This is a genomic window from Pantoea sp. SJZ147, assembly GCF_007828605.1.
Classification (GTDB): Bacteria; Pseudomonadota; Gammaproteobacteria; order Enterobacterales; family Enterobacteriaceae; genus Pantoea; species Pantoea allii.
Genome location: NZ_VIVB01000019.1, coordinates 1 through 19,269 on the forward strand (window position 1 = coordinate 1; position 19,269 = coordinate 19,269).

The 19,269-nt window shown below is 50.3% G+C and carries 18 protein-coding genes and 5 tRNA genes; 15 read left to right on the top strand and 8 right to left on the bottom strand.

What is annotated here, in order from left to right; translation table 11 throughout:
- Positions 1-131: 131 nt before the first annotated feature.
- Positions 132-788, bottom strand: a complete 657-nt coding sequence (gene yccA / locus FBY13_RS22170) for an FtsH protease modulator YccA (RefSeq protein WP_109717257.1) — start codon at positions 786-788, stop codon at positions 132-134.
- Between the two features lie 221 nt (positions 789-1,009).
- Between yccA and FBY13_RS22175 the strand changes: the two genes are divergently transcribed.
- The 3 genes from FBY13_RS22175 to agp all read left to right on the top strand — a co-directional run bounded on the left by FBY13_RS22175 (position 1,010) and on the right by agp (position 3,181).
- Positions 1,010-1,097 (top strand) — tRNA-Ser (locus FBY13_RS22175).
- A gap of 74 nt (positions 1,098-1,171) precedes the next feature.
- A tRNA-Ser gene (locus FBY13_RS22180) sits at positions 1,172-1,259 on the top strand.
- A gap of 263 nt (positions 1,260-1,522) precedes the next feature.
- Entirely contained in the window at positions 1,523-3,181 is a 1,659-nt protein-coding gene (agp, locus tag FBY13_RS22185; protein ID WP_186440846.1) for a bifunctional glucose-1-phosphatase/inositol phosphatase, read from the top strand.
- A 65-nt stretch (positions 3,182-3,246) separates the two neighbouring features.
- Here agp and FBY13_RS22190 read toward each other — a convergent pair whose 3' ends face one another.
- Genes FBY13_RS22190 through wrbA form a run of 3 tightly spaced genes read right to left on the bottom strand, consistent with a single transcriptional unit; the run spans position 3,247 to position 5,527 of the window.
- Positions 3,247-4,620, bottom strand: a complete 1,374-nt coding sequence (locus tag FBY13_RS22190) for an NAD-dependent succinate-semialdehyde dehydrogenase (protein WP_145395155.1) — start codon at positions 4,618-4,620, stop codon at positions 3,247-3,249.
- 56 nt (positions 4,621-4,676) lie between these two features.
- Complete coding sequence (locus FBY13_RS22195) at positions 4,677-4,907, bottom strand: YccJ family protein (RefSeq protein WP_063878999.1); 231 nt, start codon at positions 4,905-4,907, stop codon at positions 4,677-4,679.
- Between the two features lie 11 nt (positions 4,908-4,918).
- Entirely contained in the window at positions 4,919-5,527 is a 609-nt protein-coding gene (gene wrbA / locus FBY13_RS22200; protein WP_063879000.1) for an NAD(P)H:quinone oxidoreductase, read from the bottom strand.
- A 524-nt stretch (positions 5,528-6,051) separates the two neighbouring features.
- Here wrbA and FBY13_RS22205 point away from each other — a divergent pair.
- From FBY13_RS22205 to FBY13_RS22215, 3 genes are all read left to right on the top strand, one after another.
- The gene (locus FBY13_RS22205; protein WP_145395156.1) at positions 6,052-6,966 is read left to right on the top strand and encodes a DMT family transporter; all 915 of its coding nucleotides are present in this window, start codon (positions 6,052-6,054) and stop codon (positions 6,964-6,966) included.
- Between the two features lie 198 nt (positions 6,967-7,164).
- Positions 7,165-7,800: an HTH-type transcriptional regulator RutR gene (rutR, locus tag FBY13_RS22210; RefSeq protein ID WP_145395157.1), complete on the top strand. Its 636-nt coding sequence runs from the start codon at positions 7,165-7,167 to the stop codon at positions 7,798-7,800.
- 47 nt (positions 7,801-7,847) lie between these two features.
- Entirely contained in the window at positions 7,848-8,822 is a 975-nt protein-coding gene (locus tag FBY13_RS22215; RefSeq protein ID WP_145395158.1) for a metal-dependent hydrolase, read from the top strand.
- 43 nt (positions 8,823-8,865) lie between these two features.
- Here the strand turns inward: FBY13_RS22215 and cycA are convergent, their stop codons facing one another.
- The gene (cycA, locus tag FBY13_RS22220) at positions 8,866-10,257 is read right to left on the bottom strand and encodes a D-serine/D-alanine/glycine transporter (protein WP_145395159.1); all 1,392 of its coding nucleotides are present in this window, start codon (positions 10,255-10,257) and stop codon (positions 8,866-8,868) included.
- Positions 10,258-10,538: 281 nt separating this feature from the next.
- On the opposite strand from cycA, the gene FBY13_RS22225 reads away from it, so the two are divergent.
- From FBY13_RS22225 to FBY13_RS22235, 3 genes are all read left to right on the top strand, one after another.
- Complete coding sequence (locus FBY13_RS22225) at positions 10,539-11,234, top strand: extensin family protein (protein WP_145395160.1); 696 nt, start codon at positions 10,539-10,541, stop codon at positions 11,232-11,234.
- Positions 11,235-12,156: 922 nt separating this feature from the next.
- Complete coding sequence (gene sdiA, locus FBY13_RS22230; RefSeq protein ID WP_145395161.1) at positions 12,157-12,879, top strand: transcriptional regulator SdiA; 723 nt, start codon at positions 12,157-12,159, stop codon at positions 12,877-12,879.
- Positions 12,880-13,001: 122 nt separating this feature from the next.
- The gene (locus tag FBY13_RS22235; RefSeq protein ID WP_063879007.1) at positions 13,002-13,613 is read left to right on the top strand and encodes an acyl-homoserine-lactone synthase; all 612 of its coding nucleotides are present in this window, start codon (positions 13,002-13,004) and stop codon (positions 13,611-13,613) included.
- Positions 13,614-13,646: 33 nt separating this feature from the next.
- Here FBY13_RS22235 and FBY13_RS22240 read toward each other — a convergent pair whose 3' ends face one another.
- Entirely contained in the window at positions 13,647-13,871 is a 225-nt protein-coding gene (locus FBY13_RS22240) for a DUF2594 family protein (protein ID WP_013025302.1), read from the bottom strand.
- A 430-nt stretch (positions 13,872-14,301) separates the two neighbouring features.
- On the opposite strand from FBY13_RS22240, the gene uvrY reads away from it, so the two are divergent.
- From uvrY to FBY13_RS22270, 6 genes are all read left to right on the top strand, one after another.
- Positions 14,302-14,961 carry a UvrY/SirA/GacA family response regulator transcription factor gene (gene uvrY, locus FBY13_RS22245; protein WP_063879008.1) on the top strand — a complete coding sequence of 220 codons (660 nt, stop codon included), beginning with the start codon at positions 14,302-14,304 and terminating at the stop codon, positions 14,959-14,961.
- Positions 14,954-16,786: an excinuclease ABC subunit UvrC gene (uvrC, locus tag FBY13_RS22250; protein ID WP_109717265.1), complete on the top strand. Its 1,833-nt coding sequence runs from the start codon at positions 14,954-14,956 to the stop codon at positions 16,784-16,786. Before uvrY ends, uvrC begins: the two co-directional genes overlap by 8 nt.
- Before the next feature lie 68 nt (positions 16,787-16,854).
- A complete protein-coding gene (gene pgsA / locus FBY13_RS22255) occupies positions 16,855-17,403 on the top strand; it encodes a CDP-diacylglycerol--glycerol-3-phosphate 3-phosphatidyltransferase (RefSeq protein WP_063879010.1) in 549 nt (182 codons plus the stop codon).
- A gap of 191 nt (positions 17,404-17,594) precedes the next feature.
- A tRNA-Gly gene (locus FBY13_RS22260) sits at positions 17,595-17,670 on the top strand.
- Between the two features lie 40 nt (positions 17,671-17,710).
- Positions 17,711-17,784, top strand: a tRNA-Cys gene (locus FBY13_RS22265).
- A gap of 10 nt (positions 17,785-17,794) precedes the next feature.
- Positions 17,795-17,881 (top strand) — tRNA-Leu (locus tag FBY13_RS22270).
- A 70-nt stretch (positions 17,882-17,951) separates the two neighbouring features.
- Here the strand turns inward: FBY13_RS22270 and FBY13_RS22275 are convergent.
- Together FBY13_RS22275 and FBY13_RS22280 are read right to left on the bottom strand one after the other, a co-directional pair.
- On the bottom strand, positions 17,952-19,007 hold the full coding sequence (locus FBY13_RS22275) for a tyrosine-type recombinase/integrase (protein WP_145395162.1): 1,056 nt from the start codon (positions 19,005-19,007) through the stop codon (positions 17,952-17,954).
- Positions 19,007-19,234, bottom strand: coding sequence for a DUF4224 domain-containing protein (locus FBY13_RS22280; RefSeq protein ID WP_145395163.1), 228 nt, complete (start codon positions 19,232-19,234; stop codon positions 19,007-19,009). Before FBY13_RS22280 ends, FBY13_RS22275 begins: the two co-directional genes overlap by 1 nt.
- Positions 19,235-19,269: the final 35 nt, after the last annotated feature.

The following is a 19,269-nucleotide window of genomic DNA, read 5'->3' on the forward strand; positions in this document are numbered from 1 at the left end:
GCGAAGAGAACGAAGTTATCCGCGGGAGCTGCGAATAAGATCCCGGAAATATGCCGATAAAAAAAAGGCTGGTCACCTTAAGTGACCAGCATTACGCCGGGGCGGGGTTTTCATCGCTTCAACTGCGGCGATTAATTGCTGCGGGAAAAACCTAATATGCTTAACAGACTAACAAAGATGTTATACAGGGAAACATACAGACTTACCGTGGCACGAATATAGTTGGTTTCGCCACCATGAATAATGTTGCTGGTTTCCCACAAAATCGCACCGGCAGAGAACAGGATAAACAGCGCACTGATCGCCAGGTGCAGCGCCGGAAGTTGCAGGAACAGGTTAGCCACAACGGCAACCAGTAACACCACGAAGCCCGCCATCATCATGCCGCCCAGGAAGGACATGTCACGACCCGTTGTCAGCACGTAGGCTGAACAGCAGAAGAACACCAGCGCCGTTCCCCCTAACGCCAGCGCGATCACGTCACCCATTCCCGCGGCGAGGTAGGAACTTAAGATGGGCCCCAGGCAGTAACCCAGGAAGCCTGTAAAGGCAAACGCGGCTAAAATGCCCATAGGGCTGTCAGCCAGGCGATAGGTCAGGAACATCAGGCCATAGAAGCCCACCAGCATCAGAATCAAGCCGGGAGCCGGTAATGCCAGTAGCGTACTGGCGGTAGCCGTTAGCGCAGAGAAGGCAAGCGTAAGGCCCAGCAGAAAATAGGTGTTACGCAGCACTTTATGTGTGCTGAGTAATGACTGTCGCGATGATGAAGAAACTATTCTGTCCATGTTGCGCTCCTGTAAGGCAGAACACCAAATATGTGCTGAGAATACGCAGCACTATAGAGAGGGAAAAGCCGTTTTACCCTTCTTTACGCGTTAACGCGTTAATTCTTTGAGCAGAATGGCGATTTAGCCAACGAATAACGTGAATTTGGCTGTTTTTCAGGCGAACGGATTATCACAGGCTTTACATCTCCATAGGGGATGTTTATAGTGCGCGTCATTGCGGAGGGGTGGCCGAGCGGCTTAAGGCAGCGGTCTTGAAAACCGCCGATGGGAAACCATCCGAGAGTTCGAATCTCTCCTCCTCCGCCACTTCATTGACCAGTCAGGCATGAAGCGGCAAGACAGAGTAATAGCATCTTGCCTTTGCAGTAGTGTTACAATCCGGAGGGATGGCCGAGCGGCTTAAGGCAGCGGTCTTGAAAACCGCCGATGGGAAACCATCCGAGAGTTCGAATCTCTCTTCCTCCGCCACATTTTACAGGCCAGCACAGCGTGCTGGCCTGTTTCGTTTTATTCCTTCCTCCCCACCTGTCATTAATTATCTCTTTGTTTTCAGCAAACTGTACGGTTTTGAACGGCGTCCAGCATCTCTGCTATAGTCCATTAATTGTTTTTACTGTTGCCTGGCGCTTTTCGGGGGCAAGCTGAGTTACACTATTCGCCACGTCGCTCTGATGCGTGCTAATCGGTTGATAGCCAGAGTGTTTTTTTACTGAATGAATGGAATAGGCACAATGATCAAGAAACTGAGTCTTTGCGCATTGTCGGTACTTGCTGCATTACCGATTGGGACGCTGGCACACGCCGCTGACAACGATATGCAGTTACAACAGGTGCTGATGTTCAGCCGCCATAACCTGCGTGCACCGCTTGCGGATAACGGCAGCGTGCTGGCACAGTCCACGAAAAAAAATTGGCCGGAATGGGATGTTCCGGGTGGACAACTGACCACGAAAGGCGGTGTGCTGGAAGTATATATGGGTAATTATACGCGTCAGTGGCTTGCGCAGCAGGGACTGGTTAAGAACGGCGTCTGCCCGGACAGCAACAGCGTCTTTGTTTATGCAAACAGTCTGCAGCGCACCGTGGCGACGGCGCAGTTCTTTGTGAATGGTGCTTTCCCAGGTTGTGATATTGCTGTTACCCATCAGGATGAAATGGGTAGCATGGACCCGGTATTTAATCCGGTTATCACTGAGGGTAATGAAGAATTCATCAAAAAAGCGCTGGCGGGCATGACCGCAGCCAATGAAAAACTGTCACTGAAACCCGCATTCCAGCGTCTTGAGAAGATTGTTGATTACAAATCGTCTCCCGCCTGTAACAACAAAAAGCAGTGCGATTTGAGTACGGGTCAGAACACATTTATCGCGGAAAACGGCAAAGAGCCTGGCGTGAACGGGCCACTTAAAGTGGGCAATTCACTCATGGATGCCTTTACGCTGCAATATTACGAAGGCTTCCCACTGGATCAGGTTGCCTGGGGACAAATCAAAACGCCTGAACAGTGGCAGGCGCTTTCAGCCATTAAAAATGGCTATCAGGACGTGCTGTTCACCACGCCTGATGTGGCACGCGATGTCGCTGCGCCGCTGGTGGACTACATTCGCAGCCAGCTTATCGATCAGGAAAAGTCAGACTCGCCAAAAGTCACGCTGATGGTTGGGCATGATTCCAACATTGCATCACTGCTGAGTGCGTTACAGGTTAAGCCTTATGAATTACCTGATACCTACGAAAAAACGCCAATCGGCGGGCAGGTAGTGTTTGAGCGTTGGCACGATGCGAAAAACAACAAAGATTTGCTGAAAATCGAATACGTTTATCAAACAGCCGATCAACTGCGCGATGCAGAAGTACTGAGCCTGAAGAAGCCACCTAAGCGCGTGACGCTGCAACTGGCAGGTTGCCAGACAGACGCTAACGGTTACTGCAGTTGGGATCAGTTTGCCCAGGTATTAAACAGCTCGCTTCAGGGCACAGCACTGCAGCCTGCGGCGCCGGAACAGCCCGCTGCAGCGGCGAAACCTGACGATGCAAAAGCGGCAACCGATAGTGCCGCAGCGCAAAAGGCGGAGGCTGACAAGGCCGCTGCCGATAAAGCGGCTGATGAAAAGGCCAAAGCGGATAAAGCCGCTGCTGACAAAGCCACTGCTCAAAAAGCAGCCGATGATAAGGCTAATGCTGACAAGGCGGCGGCAGAGAAGGCCGCTGCTCAGAAGGCGGCTGACGAAAAAGCCAGGGCAGATAAGGCGGCAGCGCAGAAAGCGGCTGATGATAAGGCTAAGGCTGACAGTGCTGCACCACAGGCGGGAAGCAATAATGCCACCGCCAATACTGCGCCAGCCAAAACTGAAAATGGTGATGCGAAGCAACCTGCGGCAGCGAACTAATCCTGTTCAGCACCTGAAAATAAAAAACCCCGTCAAGACGGGGTTTTTTTATGGCAACGCTATGCTCAGCCTGCAACCACAACCAGCTTTTGGTTAGCAAACTCTTTAATGCCAAGGTCGGAAAGTTCGCGTCCATAACCGGAACGTTTTACTCCGCCGAACGGAAGCTCAGCGGACGTGTCGCTTTGCGAATTAATAAACACCATGCCTGTTTCAATGGCAGAGGCCAGCTTACGACCGCGGGCAATATCCTGGGTCCACACCGAACCGCCTAAGCCGTAATGTGAATCGTTGGCCAGCGCGACCGCTTCAGCATCGTTAGCCACCACGTACATTTGCGCGACGGGGCCAAAAAATTCCTCGAAGTACGCCGGGTTATCGCGCGTAATGTTGGTCAATACAGTCGGCTGGTAGAAACAACCTACACCCGCCACGGCTTTGCCACCGGTAATCAGTCGCGCGCCATTCGCCACCGCTTCATCAACCTGTTTTACCAGAAGATCGCGTGCATCCGCGGAGGAAAGGGGGCCGAGGGTCGTTTTCTCATCCAGTGGATCGCCCAGGGTTGCTGCATTCAGCGCCGCGCTGAACTTATCAATAAAGGTGTCCGCAATTTTCTCATTGAGGATAAAGCGTTTAGCGGCAGTACAAACCTGACCGCAGTTGCTCAGTCGCGCCTGTACGCCCTGACGCACCGCCTCATCAAGATCGGCATCTTCGGTCACAACGAAAACATCATTGCCACCCAGCTCAAGCGTCGATTTTTTCAGATGTTTGCCTGCCTGCTCTGCAACAGCACTCCCGGCACGTTCGGAACCCGTAAGCGCCACGCCCTGAACACGGTCATCGGCAATGAGTTCTGCCACCTGATCGGTTGAGATAAACAGATTAGTCCAGGCCCCTTCGGGCGCACCTGCTTCCCTGACCAGTTTTTCAAACACGTCAGCACAATGCGGAACAATGTTGGCATGCTTAGCCAGGACAGGATTTCCCAGCGCCAGGTTGGGTGCCAGTACGCGCATTAACTGATAATACGGGAAGTTCCAGGGTTCAACGGCCACCAGAATACCGATAGGGTGATATTCAACCCAGGCTTCCCCGAGTTCACTGTTATAAGGTTGTGGCTTAAGAATGCGTTCAGCATTCTCGGCATAGTAACGGGCAATCTGAGAACAAATTTGTACTTCACCGCGGCTCTGGCCAATCAGTTTGCCCATTTCTTTACTGGCGATGCTTGCCAGTTCTTCCGCTCGGTCATCAATCAGGTCAGCCAGTTTTTTCAGCACCTGGAGACGTGGCTGAATATCGCCTTTGCTCCAGTCTGAGTGGTACAGGTGATCGGCCGTTTCCAGCGCATGACTAACTGCCGCGCTGTCGTGGGAAGGCCAGCTTTTCATTAACTGGTTGTTAGCAGGGTTGATGCTTTGATAGGAAGACATGCAGCTCTCCTTGGTCAGCGAGTAAAAAAAGCATGGCGGGATAACCCGGCACACTGTCAGACGTTTTTGCGTTCTACGGGTTTGTCGTCCCAGGTAAGGACATCCGCATCGGTTTTTTCAAATGCGCGGATTAAAACATCGTCACTGCCTTGTTGACGCCAGATTTCTTCAGCAAGGCGCTCGTCATAGTTTGCGACTTCAAAAATGGCCTCGGCAATTTCTGGCGAGGTGTGGCGCAAGCTGGCCCATTCGCCAACATGATGTGCTTTTGCCTGACTATTCGACATAGCGATCTCCTTTAGGAAGATGAGTCCTTAAGTTTTGTTGCCAGCCCGGCAACGTGTTCGCCCTGAAAACGAGCAATGATCAATTCTTCTTCCGAAGGCTGACGCGAACCATCTCCGCCCGCCAGCGTGGTGGCACCATAAGGTGTTCCGCCACGGACTTGCGAAATATCGAACATCTCTTTGGTGCCATAACCGATGGGAACGATGACCATGCCGTGATGGGCGAGGGTGGTCCAGACAGAGGTAATGGTTTGTTCCTGTCCGCCGCCTGTACCGGTGGAGGCAAATACGCTGGCGATTTTGCCGTAGAGCGCCCCGGATGCCCACAGGCCACCGGTGCGGTCCCAGAAGGTGCGCATCTGACCAGACATGTTACCGAAGCGGGTAGGCGTACCGACAATAATGGCGTCGTATTGCGGCAGTATCTCTGGCGTGGCCTCAGGCGCAGATTGCTGCGTTTTGCCACCGACCTCTGCAAAGCGCTCGGCGTCCATGGTTTCGGGAATGCGCATAAGGTCTACCTGCGCACCCGGTACCTTGCGGGCACCTTCGGCCACGGCGTTAGCCATGGTTTCAACGTGTCCGTACATTGAATAGTAAAGCACCAGAATCTTAGCCATTGATCTCTCCGGGGGGTTATTCAACACACCCAAAAGTATAGAAGAGCTTTGAGCAACTGCTGGAGAGCCGCAAGCGTAACGGTTTAAAAAACGCTGAAAATGGGCTTTTGGTGGGGTTATTGTTCTATTTCCAGGGCGATTCTTAGTGATAACTCTGTTTCTAAATGTAACTTCCCGGCTAAAAAATCACTATTTTGGTTGTTATTTAGCCATTGTGACGCTTGTGGTATACGTTTATGACGCTATCTGTGGGTAACACTCATTAGTCAGGTATCTGACAGCCCTGGCGAACCCGGCTACGTAACAGCGCATGCTGAGCGAGCCAAAGTAGTCAGATGCTGGCCCGCAGTGGCATGTTGAAATCCTTGACGCGCTCGCCCCGCAGGAACAAAGCCTGTCACAACCTAATGCAACAGGTTGATTCGCCGTTTGCTGGCCTTCATTCATAGCCCGATGGCGGATGAGATTGCATTACCCGGCATCACTTACCACAATAGCGCCTGAATCAACCAGGCAGGTGAACTATGTCGGATACGACGCGCAGACTGACTCTGCGCATAACGCGTCAGGAATGGGTACTTATTTTCATTACGGTTATCTGGGGCGGGACTTTTTTAGTGGTGCATCGGGCGATGCAGCATTCCGGCCCTTTTTTCTTTGTCGGGTTGCGTTTTGCCACGGCAGCGGTATTACTGGCGCTCTTTTTTCGCCGTCATCTCACCGCCATGAGTGGAAGCGAAATCAAGGCGGGGACGCTTATCGGCCTGACCATCGTCGGTGGTTACGGTTTACAGACCTGGGGAATGCAGACCATTTCCAGCAGCCAGTCAGCCTTTCTTACCGCGTTGTACGTTCCGGTTGTGCCGCTCCTGCAGTGGTTGTTCCTGCGTCGACCACCCCGGTTAATGGCGTGGTTAGGTATTTTACTGGCATTTTGCGGTTTAATACTGGTCGCGGGACCGCAGGATGGACGCGTTGCGCTGAATCAGGGCGAGATTGCCACGCTGCTCAGTACGCTGGCGATCGCGGGCGAAATTATCCTTATCAGCCGCTTTGCCGGGCATGTTGATGTTCGTCGTGTGACCTTTGTTCAACTCACGGTCGCTTCACTGTGTGCCTTCTGCTTTATGCTTCCCAATGGAGAAACGTTGCCTGCACTGTCGACACCGTTATTACTCAGTGCGATCGGCCTGGGCGCGGCCAGTGCACTGATACAGGTGACGATGAACTGGGCACAACGTAGCGTGTCGCCCACGCGGGCGACGGTGATCTATGCCGGAGAACCGGTATGGGCGGGCGTCGTTGGGCGCATCGCGGGAGAACGTTTACCCGCCACAGCGATACTCGGTGCGGCCTTTATCGTATGCGGCGTAATGATGAGTGAACTGCGTTTAAAACGCCGCAAAGCGTTTCCCCCTTCCTCCGCGCGGGATGATTGAAGGCGACGAAGGGCAGTGCGCAAACCGCCTGAACCAATGCACCTTCTGCTGCAATAGCCGCAGTGGCCGGGATTCGCTCGGCGCTCGCTCTCTTAGCGTTACCGCCCTGTGCTAACGCTTAGGGAAGTGTACCGCCACAAGTGGCGTAAAATCAGTGCGTTGCTATGATGCGTACAGTTAACGTGAAGAGAAAAGCCTATGAAAAAGGAAACATCAGTGCCCACGCGCCGCGCAGTGGCTGTTGCAGCCAAACGGGCGGCTATTTTGGATGCCGCACTGAGCTTTTTTTCCCAGTTTGGCATTCACGGTACGCGGCTGGAAAAAGTGGCTGAACATGCCGGCGTCTCCAAAACGAATCTGCTGTATTACTATCCCTCCAAAGAAGCGCTCTATATCGCCGTGTTGAAAGAGATTCTGGATGTCTGGCTGGCACCTTTGCGCGCACTCAGTCACGATCAGGAACCTTTAAGAGCCATTCGTCATTATATTCGTCTGAAACTGGAAGTATCCCGCGATCATCCCCAGGCATCAAGGCTGTTTTGCCTCGAAATGCTTCAGGGCGCACCCTTGCTAAAAGGTGAGCTGGCAGGGGGTTTAAAAAAGCTGATGGACGATAAAACAGCGATTATAGAGCGCTGGATAGCCGAAGGCCGGCTGGCCGGTATTCAGCCTCAACACCTGATTTTTATGCTGTGGGCAACCACACAGCACTATGCTGATTTTGCCAGCCAGGTCGAAGCCATCACGGGAAGCAAGCTCAGCAATTCCCTGTTTTTCGAAGAGACGGTGGAGAACGTTCAGCGCATTATTATTGAAGGTATTCGGGTGCGCTAAGAGAACGCGGCCATACTGAATACAGGAACAAACAACGGAGTGGCCTGATGGATTCTGTTTCACAATGCGTACTGGGCGCATCAGTCACCATGGCGGTGATGGGACGCCGCGTTCCGGCCTGGCAGGCAGCCCTTGTTGGAGCGATAGCGGGAACATTGCCCGATCTGGATGTCTTTATCGATCACGGTGATGCCATCAGCAATATGACGCTGCATCGCACTGAAAGTCACGCGCTGCTTTATCTGACGCTGATTTCCCCGTTACTGGCCTGGCTGGTCGCGCGGCTTTGCCGTGCAGGAGCGACATGGATAACCTGGTGGCCTGCTGTCTGGCTGGCGCTTATTACCCATCCTCTTCTCGACCTGATGACGGTTTACGGCACCCAGCTTGGACTGCCGCTTACCGATCATCCTTACGCCATTGGCAGCGTCTATATCGTCGATCCGCTGTATACCTTACCGCTGATCGTGGGGTTATGTGTGGCGTTATGGCGGCGAAGCGATCGGGGATTACGCTGGAACTGCGCAGGTCTGGCGTTCAGTTCGGCCTATCTGGTCTGGAGTGTTGTGATTCAGCAGGTCGCAGACGGCCAAATCAAACAGTCGCTTCAACAGCAGGGCATTGCGACGAATAAGGTGCTGGTAACGCCAACGGCCTTAAATACGGTTGTCTGGCGTAGCGTGATTATCACGCCGGACCGTTATGGCGAGGCTTACTGGTCTTTGCTGTCGCCCGGTCGCCCTGTAAAGGTCACATGGCGGCCACGTCATCCTGCGTTATTTTCATCATTTAAAGGGAACGCGTTTGCAGAACGCATCGCCTGGTTTAGTCACGGCTTTTATGCCATGGGCGAGCATGATGGGCAGGTTACTATCGCCGATTTGCGGATGGGTGAAGATAACCGCTACACCTTTACGTTCGGTTTGGGCACGGCACAACAACCAGATGCTCATCCGCAACGCCTGCCGACCACTGAACGCGCGTTAAAACGCAGTTTCAGTCATATCGCTGACCAGCTATAAAAAAAGCCCGACACGTGTCGGGCTTTTGCGTTTTTAACGGCGCTTAACGGTGTTTGCGTCGGCGCAGTTGCCAGCCCACGGCCAGCAAGATAAACCACAATGGCGTCACCATTAATGCCTGGCGAGTATCGTCCTGTAGCGTCAGCAAGACCAGGATGAACACGAAGAAAGCCATGCAAACCCAGCACATGAATTTACCTAACGGCATTTTAAAGTTCGAGGCCGCATGGCGTTCCGGGAATTTTTTGCGATAGGCCAGATAGCTGCACAGGATAATGGTCCAGACGAACATAAACAGAATGGCGGAAACCGTTGTGACCAGGGTAAATACCGTCATCACATTGGGGATCAGATAAATCAGCGCCACGCCGCACAGCAAACAGAAGCAAGAAAAGAACAGGCCCGTCGTGGGGACGGCGCGTGCAGATAAACGTCCAAAAGCACGGCTGGCCACGCCCTGTTGTGACAGGCCGTACAGCATGCGGCTGGTTGAGAAAATCCCGCTGTTGGCGGATGAGGCGGCGGATGTTAATACCACAAAGTTAACGATGCTGGCGGCAGCGGGCAGACCAATCAGGACAAACATTTCCACAAAGGGACTGCGATCGGCCATCACCTCTGTCCATGGCGTGACCGACATAATCACCATCAGGGCCAGAACATAGAACATGATGACGCGTAGCGGGATGGCGTTAATCGCACGCGGTAAAACCTTGTGCGGGTCGTGTGTTTCAGCCGCAGCCGTACCGACCAGTTCAATGCCGACAAAGGCAAAAACCGCAATCTGGAAACCGGCAAAGAATCCGCTGAGTCCTTTAGGGAACATACCACCATGATCCCAGATATTACTCAGGGCTGCAGTGCCGCCACCGGGCGAAGGGTAGTGCATGGAAACCAATACGATCCCGGTAATAATCAACGCGACGATGGCCACAATTTTGATAATGGCGAACCAGAATTCCATCTCACCAAACATTTTCACCGTGGCAATGTTCAACGCCAGGAAGACAAACACGCACAGCAGCGCACTCATCCAGATTGAAAAGCCGGGGAACCAGAGCTGGAAATAAGCACTGATCGCCACCACATCGGCTATTCCGGTGACTACCCAGCAGAACCAGTATGTCCAGCCAGTAAAGTATCCCGCCCACGGCCCAAGTAAGTCAGCTGCAAAGTCGCTGAAAGATTTGTATTCCAGATTCGACAGCAGTAATTCGCCCATCGCGCGCATGACAAAAAACAGCATAAAGCCAATGATCATATAGACGAAGATGATCGAAGGTCCGGCCAGGCTAATGGTTTTACCCGAGCCCATAAACAGACCCGTTCCGATAGCGCCACCGATAGCAATGAGCTGGACATGCCGGTTATGCAGATTACGCCGCAAGGTGTCTGAGCCTTGTGGGCTCTGCGTGTGATTAGATTGATCAACCATGAAATTGTCTTTCCTGTCTTGATGTTGTGTCAGCTCTGATGGCTGTTGAGGATGACTGCCTGAAATAATTTGGCATAAGATAGAGGAAGTAGGAATGAAAACGGTAATGATTTTTTAACAATATCAGACAACATTCTCATCAAAGCGGCATTTTTGCCTTATGCAGGCGTTTTTTACGTCAGATTAGGTAATCTTTCATCACCTTGTGTCATCGGCAGGGCAGACAAGGCAGCGCGCTTCTACACTTGCTCATTATTCTTCGTTTCGCCATCAGAGGCACTATGCGCACGCTTGTCCTGCTTTTCGTATTGATCGGGCTAGGGTGGATGAGTCTGCCCTGGTTGAAACAGCATTTACCCGCACAGTTTAATCCGTTTACGCCCCTTTCGGTGACCGACGCACCTGGCTGGATGACGCGCCTGAAATTAAAGCGGCTGCAAAATGATCCAGCAGCCTGTCTGGACGTGATGCGTCGCGCAGAGCAGTCGGGATTCGTTAACTTTCGTCAACCTCCGCTCATTACAGGCCGGTGCCCGCTTGAGCATCCGCTCCGGGTGCAAAAGTTTGGCACCGTTTCTCTCAACAGCAGTTTTCTGGCCAGTTGTCCGATGGCCGTTGCAGCGACTATGTATGTCGTTCACAGCAGTCAGCAGATTCTGCAGCAATCGGGCAGCAAGCTGGCGGGTATTGAGCATGTTGGCAGCTATGCGTGTCGCAATGTCTATCATCGTACTCAGGGAAGATTAAGTGAACATGCCAGCGCTGATGCCTGGGATATCACTGCCTATCGACTGACCAATGGTCAACGGCTGGTGGTGAGTAAAAACTGGCAGCAACCCGCAGATAAAGCCTTATTGCTTCATGGATTATGGCGGTCTGGTTGTGACTTTTTTGGTAATGCGCTTGGGCCAGATTATAATACGGCTCATGCCACACACTTTCATTTAGGCATGCGCGGAGCGGGTTTCTGCAGATAGTGTGCTGACGAATGCCGATGCTAATTGCTGATTTTTTATTTTTAATAAAATGCATTATCTCTTTTTTCGGATGAAATCGTTAATGATTATATTGATTTCTTTTTCTTATATTTAAAAATATACTTTCCGTCGCAGCTTTTTTGTGTGTTACGGTCGTGCTGTGATATTGATGAAGATGAAAAAGCGTCACAGTGGTGACTTGTTAGTTGTGATTAACAATTACAGCTTTTCCTGATGATTGATATCTTCTTTTTTCTTTAAAATAATCGCTGCCAGCGTGGATTTCATATGACAATAATAACAGGCTATTATTTCAATAAAATATCCTTTCTGTTAAAGCTGCACGTTAGGTTATAAACACAATGAGAGTCTGACAGGCTTATTAATGTTATCGGGCATTCTGCCTTCCCCTAATGTGAGGCTTCCCACTAAAACCCTGACCCGTAGCATCGCCAGCAGGTTTTTTTGCGCGCCGGTGAATAGTTTTTAGCCAGCCTCTTCTTGTCTCAGTACATTAAAAAACAGCGCTCTGGGTTTGGCTGTTATTAGGGGCAATATCACGTTTTGGGCTTGACTGAAAACTGTCCTCGGTCAGGCTGATGCGGAAAATGTGTACATGCATTTGCGCCGATGTCATAGCGCCCTCAGGACGGATAATAAGTTGCGGATCGTAACTTATTGAGTATTATTTCTTAACAGGGGCCGTGTTAAAAGATTGAAAAAATATAAGAAAAATCTTATTATTTGGTCTGTTTGGAGCCACTCAAATCGCCTGAGGCATTCCTCTACACTCTGTTTTCACCTTTTTGCCTGTAAAATGACCTGAAGAGTGTATGAAAATAAAGCTTTTTATGATGCCATGACACAGGGTAAATTATTTTTGATGAAAAAATATCAAGCATGCAGTGGGATTTGAGGCAATATGACAAGTGAAGATTATTTTTCCTGGCGGGCTGAAACTGAAAATAAATTTCAGGCATTAGCCACGACCCAAGAATTAAAGGGGCTTTTGCAGGATTATATCCAGTCACTGGGTTTTGATTTTTTCGCTTTTTTCATCCAGCACCGCGTCCCCTTTACCCGGCCACGCGTTTATTTGCACGATACTTATCCTAAATTATGGATTAAACGTTATAAAGAACAGAATTATTATGCCATCGATCCCGTGCTACAGCTTTGTCAGCGCTCAGGAAGAGGGGTCGAATGGACGGCGGAACTGTTTAGTTGCGCAAAAGAAATGTGGCAGGATGCATGTGATTTTGGGCTCCTGAGCGGATTTTCGTGTTCTGCAATGGCATCAAATCGAGCCGTTGGTATATTATCTATAGGATCAAAGCGTCCCTTTATTACTGACTGTCGGCGAGTTGAGCTCGAGGCCAGACTGCATTTTTTGGCTGAACAAAGCTTATACTTGCTCGAACGCCTGAATGATGAAGCGCTGATGGTTCAGGGAAATGATTTTAGTCAGCGTGAGCTGGAAATTTTGAAATGGACTGCTGAAGGAAAAACCTCACAAGAAATTTCACTTATTTTGTCGATCTCTGAGCACACCGTAAATTTTTACCAAAAAAATATGAAAAAACGTTTTAATGTTTCTAATAAAACTCAAATTGCCTGCTACGCCGCAGCAATTGGACTGATTTAAATGAAAAGCAACTGCCAACTTTAGTAGTTCCCTCGTTGAGGTCACTTGTCTACCCTGCGCTGATGCGTTCTTGGGCAGACGCAAAGAAATCATTGCAAACATGGGGATGTCAGAGGCGCATGATGAAAATAGTTCAAACGCAATTAAAGGATATGCCATCCTCCTTGCTTGCCGAGCTTGGCAGTTACCGTTACAGCGTGTTTGCACGGGGTGAAGGTTGGTCGATTCCACCGCGTCTGAGCACGCCTGGTCAAGAGTATGATCGTTTTGATCGCTCTGATGTAACCTGGTTGATTGCATGGAGTGTGCGCAGTGGCATCAGTGGCTGTGCGCGGTTGATGCCCTGGACTGAACCCGAGCAAACCGAGGGTATCGTATTACCCTTTAATCATGAAAAGGTATGGGAGATGTCGCGTTTCTCGGCGCGGCTGGAAGTGGACCCTGAGTTGCCGCTTAATATTCTCTGGCATGCCGTTCAGCTTGCAGAGCTTAACGGTATTGAATTTATTATCAGTTCGGCCACGCCAATGCTGGAAAAAATGTTCGAACAGCATCAGGTCGTGTATCAGCCATTAACGCCGGGTCTGATTCAGTCTGAGGACAACCTTTTTGCCATTCGTATTCCGGTCACTCAGCCGGCACTGGCAGAAAAATATCGCGGTACACGACGATTCAGCCCGGAAGAGGTGCTTCCTTCTCTCGGCGTATCGGTTAACTGGCATCCGCATGGTTAGATGTGTGCCCCCGGATACGGGGGCAGCTTAGCGTTACTGGCGATAGGCGGCTTTGATCTGTTTGATGGTGTTGCTAAACACTTCTGCCTGCGGCATGTCACCTAAGGTTTTAACGTAGCGTTCCATATTTATAATCACTTTACCGGCATCTGCCTGGCCCATTCCTTTTAGAATCAATGTGATCATCATCTTCAGGCAAGCCACTTCATCGGATAATTTTTGCGTTTCCTGCGAGGTAGCGAAATCTTCATCGCTCATGAATGTCTCCTTGGTGGTTAACGTCGTCTTTTCAATCTGTACGCATAGCAATCCGAGAGTATATCACAGGGGATACAGCTTGCTGAGCGCATCACAAAACCAAGGATGCTGCCTCTGTTTTGTTCAGGTAAATTAATAAATAACGGACGGGAATAGTTGAGGGTGATGGCGCTGAGTTTTGTGAAAAAAAGTGCTATTTGAATCAATTAAGACTGTTTTAACTCATTGAAAATTAATGTCTTTTATATTTTTAATCTTGTCAGCCGATTTTTCATCGCTGTGAGCCGATCTCCCGCCATATGAGTTGATATAAATCATTGAATACTTTCCTTACATCACCTTGTATATGGGCTTTTAATGCAAAAACGGGTATGATTGCCGCTTGCAATCGTTAAATGCTACCTCTTAATTAGCTGCGGAGTGCTTCGCGTTGATCACTGTCCTTCTTGTCGATGACCATGAACTGGTACGTGCCGGTATCCGCCGTATTTTGGAAGATATTAAAGGTCTGGTGATTGCTGGAGAAGCCTGTTGTGGCGAAGATGCCGTTAAATGGTGTCGTGCCAACCAGGTCGATGTCATTTTAATGGATATGAATATGCCCGGTATCGGTGGGCTGGAAGCCACGCGTAAAATCGTGCGCTACAATCCCGATATCAAAATTATCATGCTCACCATTCATACTGAAAATCCGCTGCCTGCGAAAGTGATGCAGGCGGGTGCTGCGGGCTATCTGAGTAAAGGCGCCGCTCCGCAGGAAGTAGTGAACGCAATTCGCTCGGTCAAAGCAGGCCAGCGCTATATTGCATCGGACATTGCTCAACAAATGGCACTTAGCCAGATTGAGCCGCAAAAAGCCGAATCTCCCTTTAGCTGTTTGTCGGAAAGGGAATTGCAGATTATGCTGATGATCACCAAGGGACAAAAGGTGACGGAAATTTCCGAGCAGCTTAATCTCAGTCCTAAAACCGTTAACAGTTACCGTTACCGGATGTTCAGTAAACTGAATATCAGTGGCGATGTAGAGTTAACGCATCTGGCCATCAGACATGGCCTGTATAATGCGGAGCCGTTAATCAGTAGTGAGTGACCTCTTTAATCCTAAAATTTTTCTGAGTACGGTCACCAGCGAGCCAGGTGTCTACCGGATGTATGATGCCTCCGGAACGGTTATCTATGTCGGCAAAGCCAAAGATCTGAAAAAGCGGCTTACGAGCTACTTTCGTACGAACGTAGGCAGCCGAAAAACCGAAGCGCTGGTGAGTAACATTCATCACATTGATGTCACCGTAACCCATACTGAAACCGAAGCGTTGTTGCTTGAGCACAATTACATCAAGCTCTATCAACCACGCTATAACGTTCTATTGCGTGACGATAAATCCTATCCCTATATTTTTCTCAGCAGCGATGCCCATCCCCGTCTGGCTATGCACCGGGGCGCGAAACACGCAAAAGGGGAGTACTTCGGTCCTTTTCCTAATGGCTATGCCGTGCGTGAAACTCTGGCGTTGCTGCAAAAAGTCTTTCCGATTCGCCAATGCGAGAACAGCGTCTACCGCAACCGTACACGTCCCTGTCTGCAATACCAAATTGGTCGCTGCCTTGGGCCTTGTGTAGCCGGGCTGGTCAGCGAGGAAGAGTACGCACAGCAGACGGATTACGTGCGGCTGTTTCTGGCAGGCAAAGACGATCAGGTGCTGAATTTACTGGTCAGCCGCATGGAAGATGCCAGCAACGACCTACGGTTTGAAGAAGCGGCCCGTCTGCGTGACCAGATTCAGGCCGTCAGGCGCGTCACCGAGAAGCAGTTTGTGTCTAACCAGGGCGACGATCTGGATGTGATTGGCGTGGCTTATGACGCCGGGATGGCCTGTTTGCACGTGTTATTTATCCGTCAGGGTAAAGTGCTGGGTAGCCGAAGCTATTTTCCCAAGGTCCCTGCCGATACCGATCTGGCGGAAGTCGTGCAAACCTTTGTCGGGCAGTTTTATTTGCAGGGCAGTGAGATGCGCTCGTTGCCCAGCGAGATTTTGCTTGATTTCACCTTACCTGAGCGCGAACTGCTGTCCGAGTCACTGACGGAATTAGCCGGGCGTAGAGTGAATATTCAAAGTAAGCCTCGCGGTGACCGTGCTCGCTATCTCAAGCTGGCACGAACCAATGCCGGTTCGGCATTAAAAACGCGGCTGTCCCAGCACTCGACGATTCATCAGCGTCTGACGGCGTTAGCCGAGTTTCTGGAGCTGGATAAGATTAGCCGGATGGAGTGTTTTGATATTAGTCATACCATGGGAGAGCAGACCATCGCGTCCTGTGTCGTGTTTGATCAAAACGGCCCCCTGCGCGCCGACTATCGCCGCTACAACATTACCGGCATTACCCCCGGGGATGACTATGCCGCGATGAATCAGGTGCTGCGTCGTCGTTATGGAAAAGCTATCGAGGAGGACAAGATTCCCGATGTGATTCTCATTGACGGCGGAAAAGGTCAACTGGCGCAGGCAAAGCAGGTGTTTGCCGAACTGGACGTTTCCTGGGACAAAACACGTCCGATTTTACTGGGCGTGGCAAAAGGCAGCGATCGTAAAGCCGGACTTGAAACGTTATTTTTTGAGGCAGAAGGTGAGGGCGTTTCGCTGTCGCCCGACGCACCAGCCCTGCACGTGATCCAGCATATTCGTGATGATGCTCACAATCATGCAATTTCGGGCCACCGCAAAAAACGAGCTAAAGTCAAAAACACCAGTGCGCTGGAAAGCATTGAAGGTGTGGGGCCAAAACGACGTCAGCAGCTGCTCAAGTACATGGGCGGCCTGCAACCACTGATGAATGCATCGGTGGAGGAGATCGCGAATGTACCGGGCATATCGCATGCTCTGGCAGAAAAAATCTACTACTCGTTGAAACACTAGCATTGAAACAGGGGGGGCAATGTAGGAACATATGCCAAACACCACCCAATCCAGACAGTTACCAGCATATGCAATTTAACATTCCGACCTGTCTTACCCTGTTTCGCGTCGTTCTTATTCCGTTCTTTGTGCTGGCTTTCTATCTGCCGTTCCACTGGGCGCCATTGGTTACCGCGTTAATCTTTATTGTCGCAGCCGTAACTGACTGGTTCGACGGCTTTCTGGCGCGCCGCTGGAAGCAGACCACGCGCTTTGGTGCGTTTCTCGATCCTGTTGCCGATAAAGTTATGGTAGCCATTGCTCTGGTGCTGGTTGCGGAGTACTTTCACGCTTGGTGGATCACCCTGCCGGCTGCAACGATGATTGCGCGAGAGATCATTATCTCTGCGCTGCGCGAGTGGATGGCGGAAATTGGCAAACGCAGCAGCGTCGCCGTATCCTGGATTGGTAAAGTGAAAACGACTGCCCAGATGTTCTCACTTTTTGCCTTGCTGTGGCGTCCGGACAGCATGGTCGTCGGCGTAGGTGTTGTTGCGTTATACATTGCTGCAGTGCTGACTTTCTGGTCAATGTTCCAGTATTTGAGTGCCGCGCGTGGGGATTTGCTCGAACCGTGATCGATACGATTTAAAAAGCAGCAAACGGACGCAATGTGGGGATAATTTTATTGACTCATCGCGTCATCTCAGTAGAATGCATCGCATCGAACGGCAGCACTGCTGCAGAAGCTAAGAAAAATCAGTAAGTTCGATGAAACGTAGTAAAAATCGACCCCTTCAGCAGGCAGCAAACTGAATGGTGAGATGATGCGGGAATAGCTCAGTTGGTAGAGCACGACCTTGCCAAGGTCGGGGTCGCGAGTTCGAGTCTCGTTTCCCGCTCCAAATTAGCAGGTCAGGACAACCTGGCAGCATATCAGTTTTAGGCGCGTTGGCAGAGTGGCTATGCAGCGGATTGCAAATCCGTGTACCTCGGTTCGACTCCGGGACGCGCCTCCAGTTATACCTCGCCCGGGTGGTGAAATCGGTAGACACAAGGGATTTAAAATCCCTCGATCGCAAGGTCGTGCGGGTTCAAGTCCCGCCCCGGGCACCATATTGAAACACCAATAAAATCAAGTAGTAGCAATGTCGTTTAAGCCGCCTCTTTGGGCGGTTTTTTGTTTTTATTTCCGTTTTTCAGAAGATGGCTTCGGAACATGAAGTGCTTCCAGCTCAGCCCCGACCACAGGCACTACTGCGATTTTTCTGTCATATCGTGCTGTCTGTTCAACATTCTTGTGACCCGAAATCGCCCGCTTCTCGTAGATATCAACGTTTAAGTCTGAAACTCCTTTTGCCTTCAGATCGTGAAACGTAAAATTAAAATCAATATTAGGGAATTTCACCTTTGCTTCCTGCTTCAGCTTCCTCCATCTGGCATTAAAGCCATCTCTTGTATAACCGGCACCGGAAGGTTGGTGGATTATAAAAATACTGCTCATTCCTTTGTTCAGTGGTAATGACTCTGCAAGGGCAATTACAGAACGTAGTCTTTCACTCCAGCCCTTAATCTGAGCGACTGAAGTTTTGCTTTGCTTGATCAATATGCCTTGCTCAACGAGTTGAGTTTTCTTCATAGAGAGGACGTCAGCTTGCCTTGCCAAGCATAAATAGGCCAGTTCCATGGCAATTTTCTCAACGGGCGAAGCGAGGCTATACAGGGCAGCATATTCCTCGTGCGTTACATAACGATCACGTGACTTCTCTTTGTACTGTTTAACGCCCTTAGTAGGATTTGCCTTTACCAGTCCACGCTCGTAACCCCAACGATAAACACGTGAAATAAATGCCTTCTCACGGTTTGCCTGAACACGGCTTTTCAGACCGCGCTTATCCATATATTTTCTGATATGCTCCGGCTTAATTGAATCAGGAGGCATTTTCCCAAAAACGGCGAGAACCTTAACAGAGTATTTTCGATAGTCTTTTTGAGTTTCTCTGGCTAATTCGAAAAAGTCTGGTGAGTTAAAAAACGATTCTGTAAGCCCTTCGAAAGCGTCTTCGCGCTTACGCTCGTTGATAAGAGCTTCGTATGCGGTCCAGACCTGAGCCTTTGTGCTTTCAATATCACATAGTCTCACTGTGCCGCCGTTTTTAGGCTTAAATTCGTAAGCAGCACGGCCCCGATACACTCGGGGCGGTAACCAGTTATCTTCCTTGTTTTTTCTAACTCCTGCCATCAGTCTAATGCTCCAAAATTTGGCTCATTCATGCCACTGGCGGGCTGCTTACGTGATGCCAGTGGATCATTGAAATGCTGCCAAGTGGTTCGCGGTCTTCCATCCCTGCGTACCATAAAAAATATTCCAGCATTCTTCAGACACTGACATTGCTTTGACGGGGTTTTGTAGCCTGTCAGTTGTTCAATGTCGGCGTCAGAAATAATTTCGTTATTGCTCTGGTTCATACCCCACACACTCCCGCTGCAACAGGTTTAAAAAT

Excerpts from the sequence above, each read along its gene's own strand:
- wrbA (WP_063879000.1), bottom strand. The coding sequence starts at position 5,527 with ATGGCTAAGATTCTGGTGCTTTACTATTCAATGTACGGACACGTTGAA.
- FBY13_RS22205 (WP_145395156.1), top strand. The coding sequence starts at position 6,052 with ATGTCGGATACGACGCGCAGACTGACTCTGCGCATAACGCGTCAGGAA.
- FBY13_RS22195 (WP_063878999.1), bottom strand. The coding sequence starts at position 4,907 with ATGTCGAATAGTCAGGCAAAAGCACATCATGTTGGCGAATGGGCCAGC.
- FBY13_RS22275 (WP_145395162.1), bottom strand. The coding sequence starts at position 19,007 with ATGGCAGGAGTTAGAAAAAACAAGGAAGATAACTGGTTACCGCCCCGA.
- yccA (WP_109717257.1), bottom strand. The coding sequence starts at position 788 with ATGGACAGAATAGTTTCTTCATCATCGCGACAGTCATTACTCAGCACA.
- FBY13_RS22215 (WP_145395158.1), top strand. The coding sequence starts at position 7,848 with ATGGATTCTGTTTCACAATGCGTACTGGGCGCATCAGTCACCATGGCG.
- FBY13_RS22240 (WP_013025302.1), bottom strand. The coding sequence starts at position 13,871 with ATGAGCGATGAAGATTTCGCTACCTCGCAGGAAACGCAAAAATTATCC.
- sdiA (WP_145395161.1), top strand. The coding sequence starts at position 12,157 with ATGACAAGTGAAGATTATTTTTCCTGGCGGGCTGAAACTGAAAATAAA.
- pgsA (WP_063879010.1), top strand. The coding sequence starts at position 16,855 with ATGCAATTTAACATTCCGACCTGTCTTACCCTGTTTCGCGTCGTTCTT.
- FBY13_RS22235 (WP_063879007.1), top strand. The coding sequence starts at position 13,002 with ATGAAAATAGTTCAAACGCAATTAAAGGATATGCCATCCTCCTTGCTT.
- agp (WP_186440846.1), top strand. The coding sequence starts at position 1,523 with ATGATCAAGAAACTGAGTCTTTGCGCATTGTCGGTACTTGCTGCATTA.
- FBY13_RS22225 (WP_145395160.1), top strand. The coding sequence starts at position 10,539 with ATGCGCACGCTTGTCCTGCTTTTCGTATTGATCGGGCTAGGGTGGATG.
- cycA (WP_145395159.1), bottom strand. The coding sequence starts at position 10,257 with ATGGTTGATCAATCTAATCACACGCAGAGCCCACAAGGCTCAGACACC.
- FBY13_RS22190 (WP_145395155.1), bottom strand. The coding sequence starts at position 4,620 with ATGTCTTCCTATCAAAGCATCAACCCTGCTAACAACCAGTTAATGAAA.
- FBY13_RS22280 (WP_145395163.1), bottom strand. The coding sequence starts at position 19,234 with ATGAACCAGAGCAATAACGAAATTATTTCTGACGCCGACATTGAACAA.
- rutR (WP_145395157.1), top strand. The coding sequence starts at position 7,165 with ATGAAAAAGGAAACATCAGTGCCCACGCGCCGCGCAGTGGCTGTTGCA.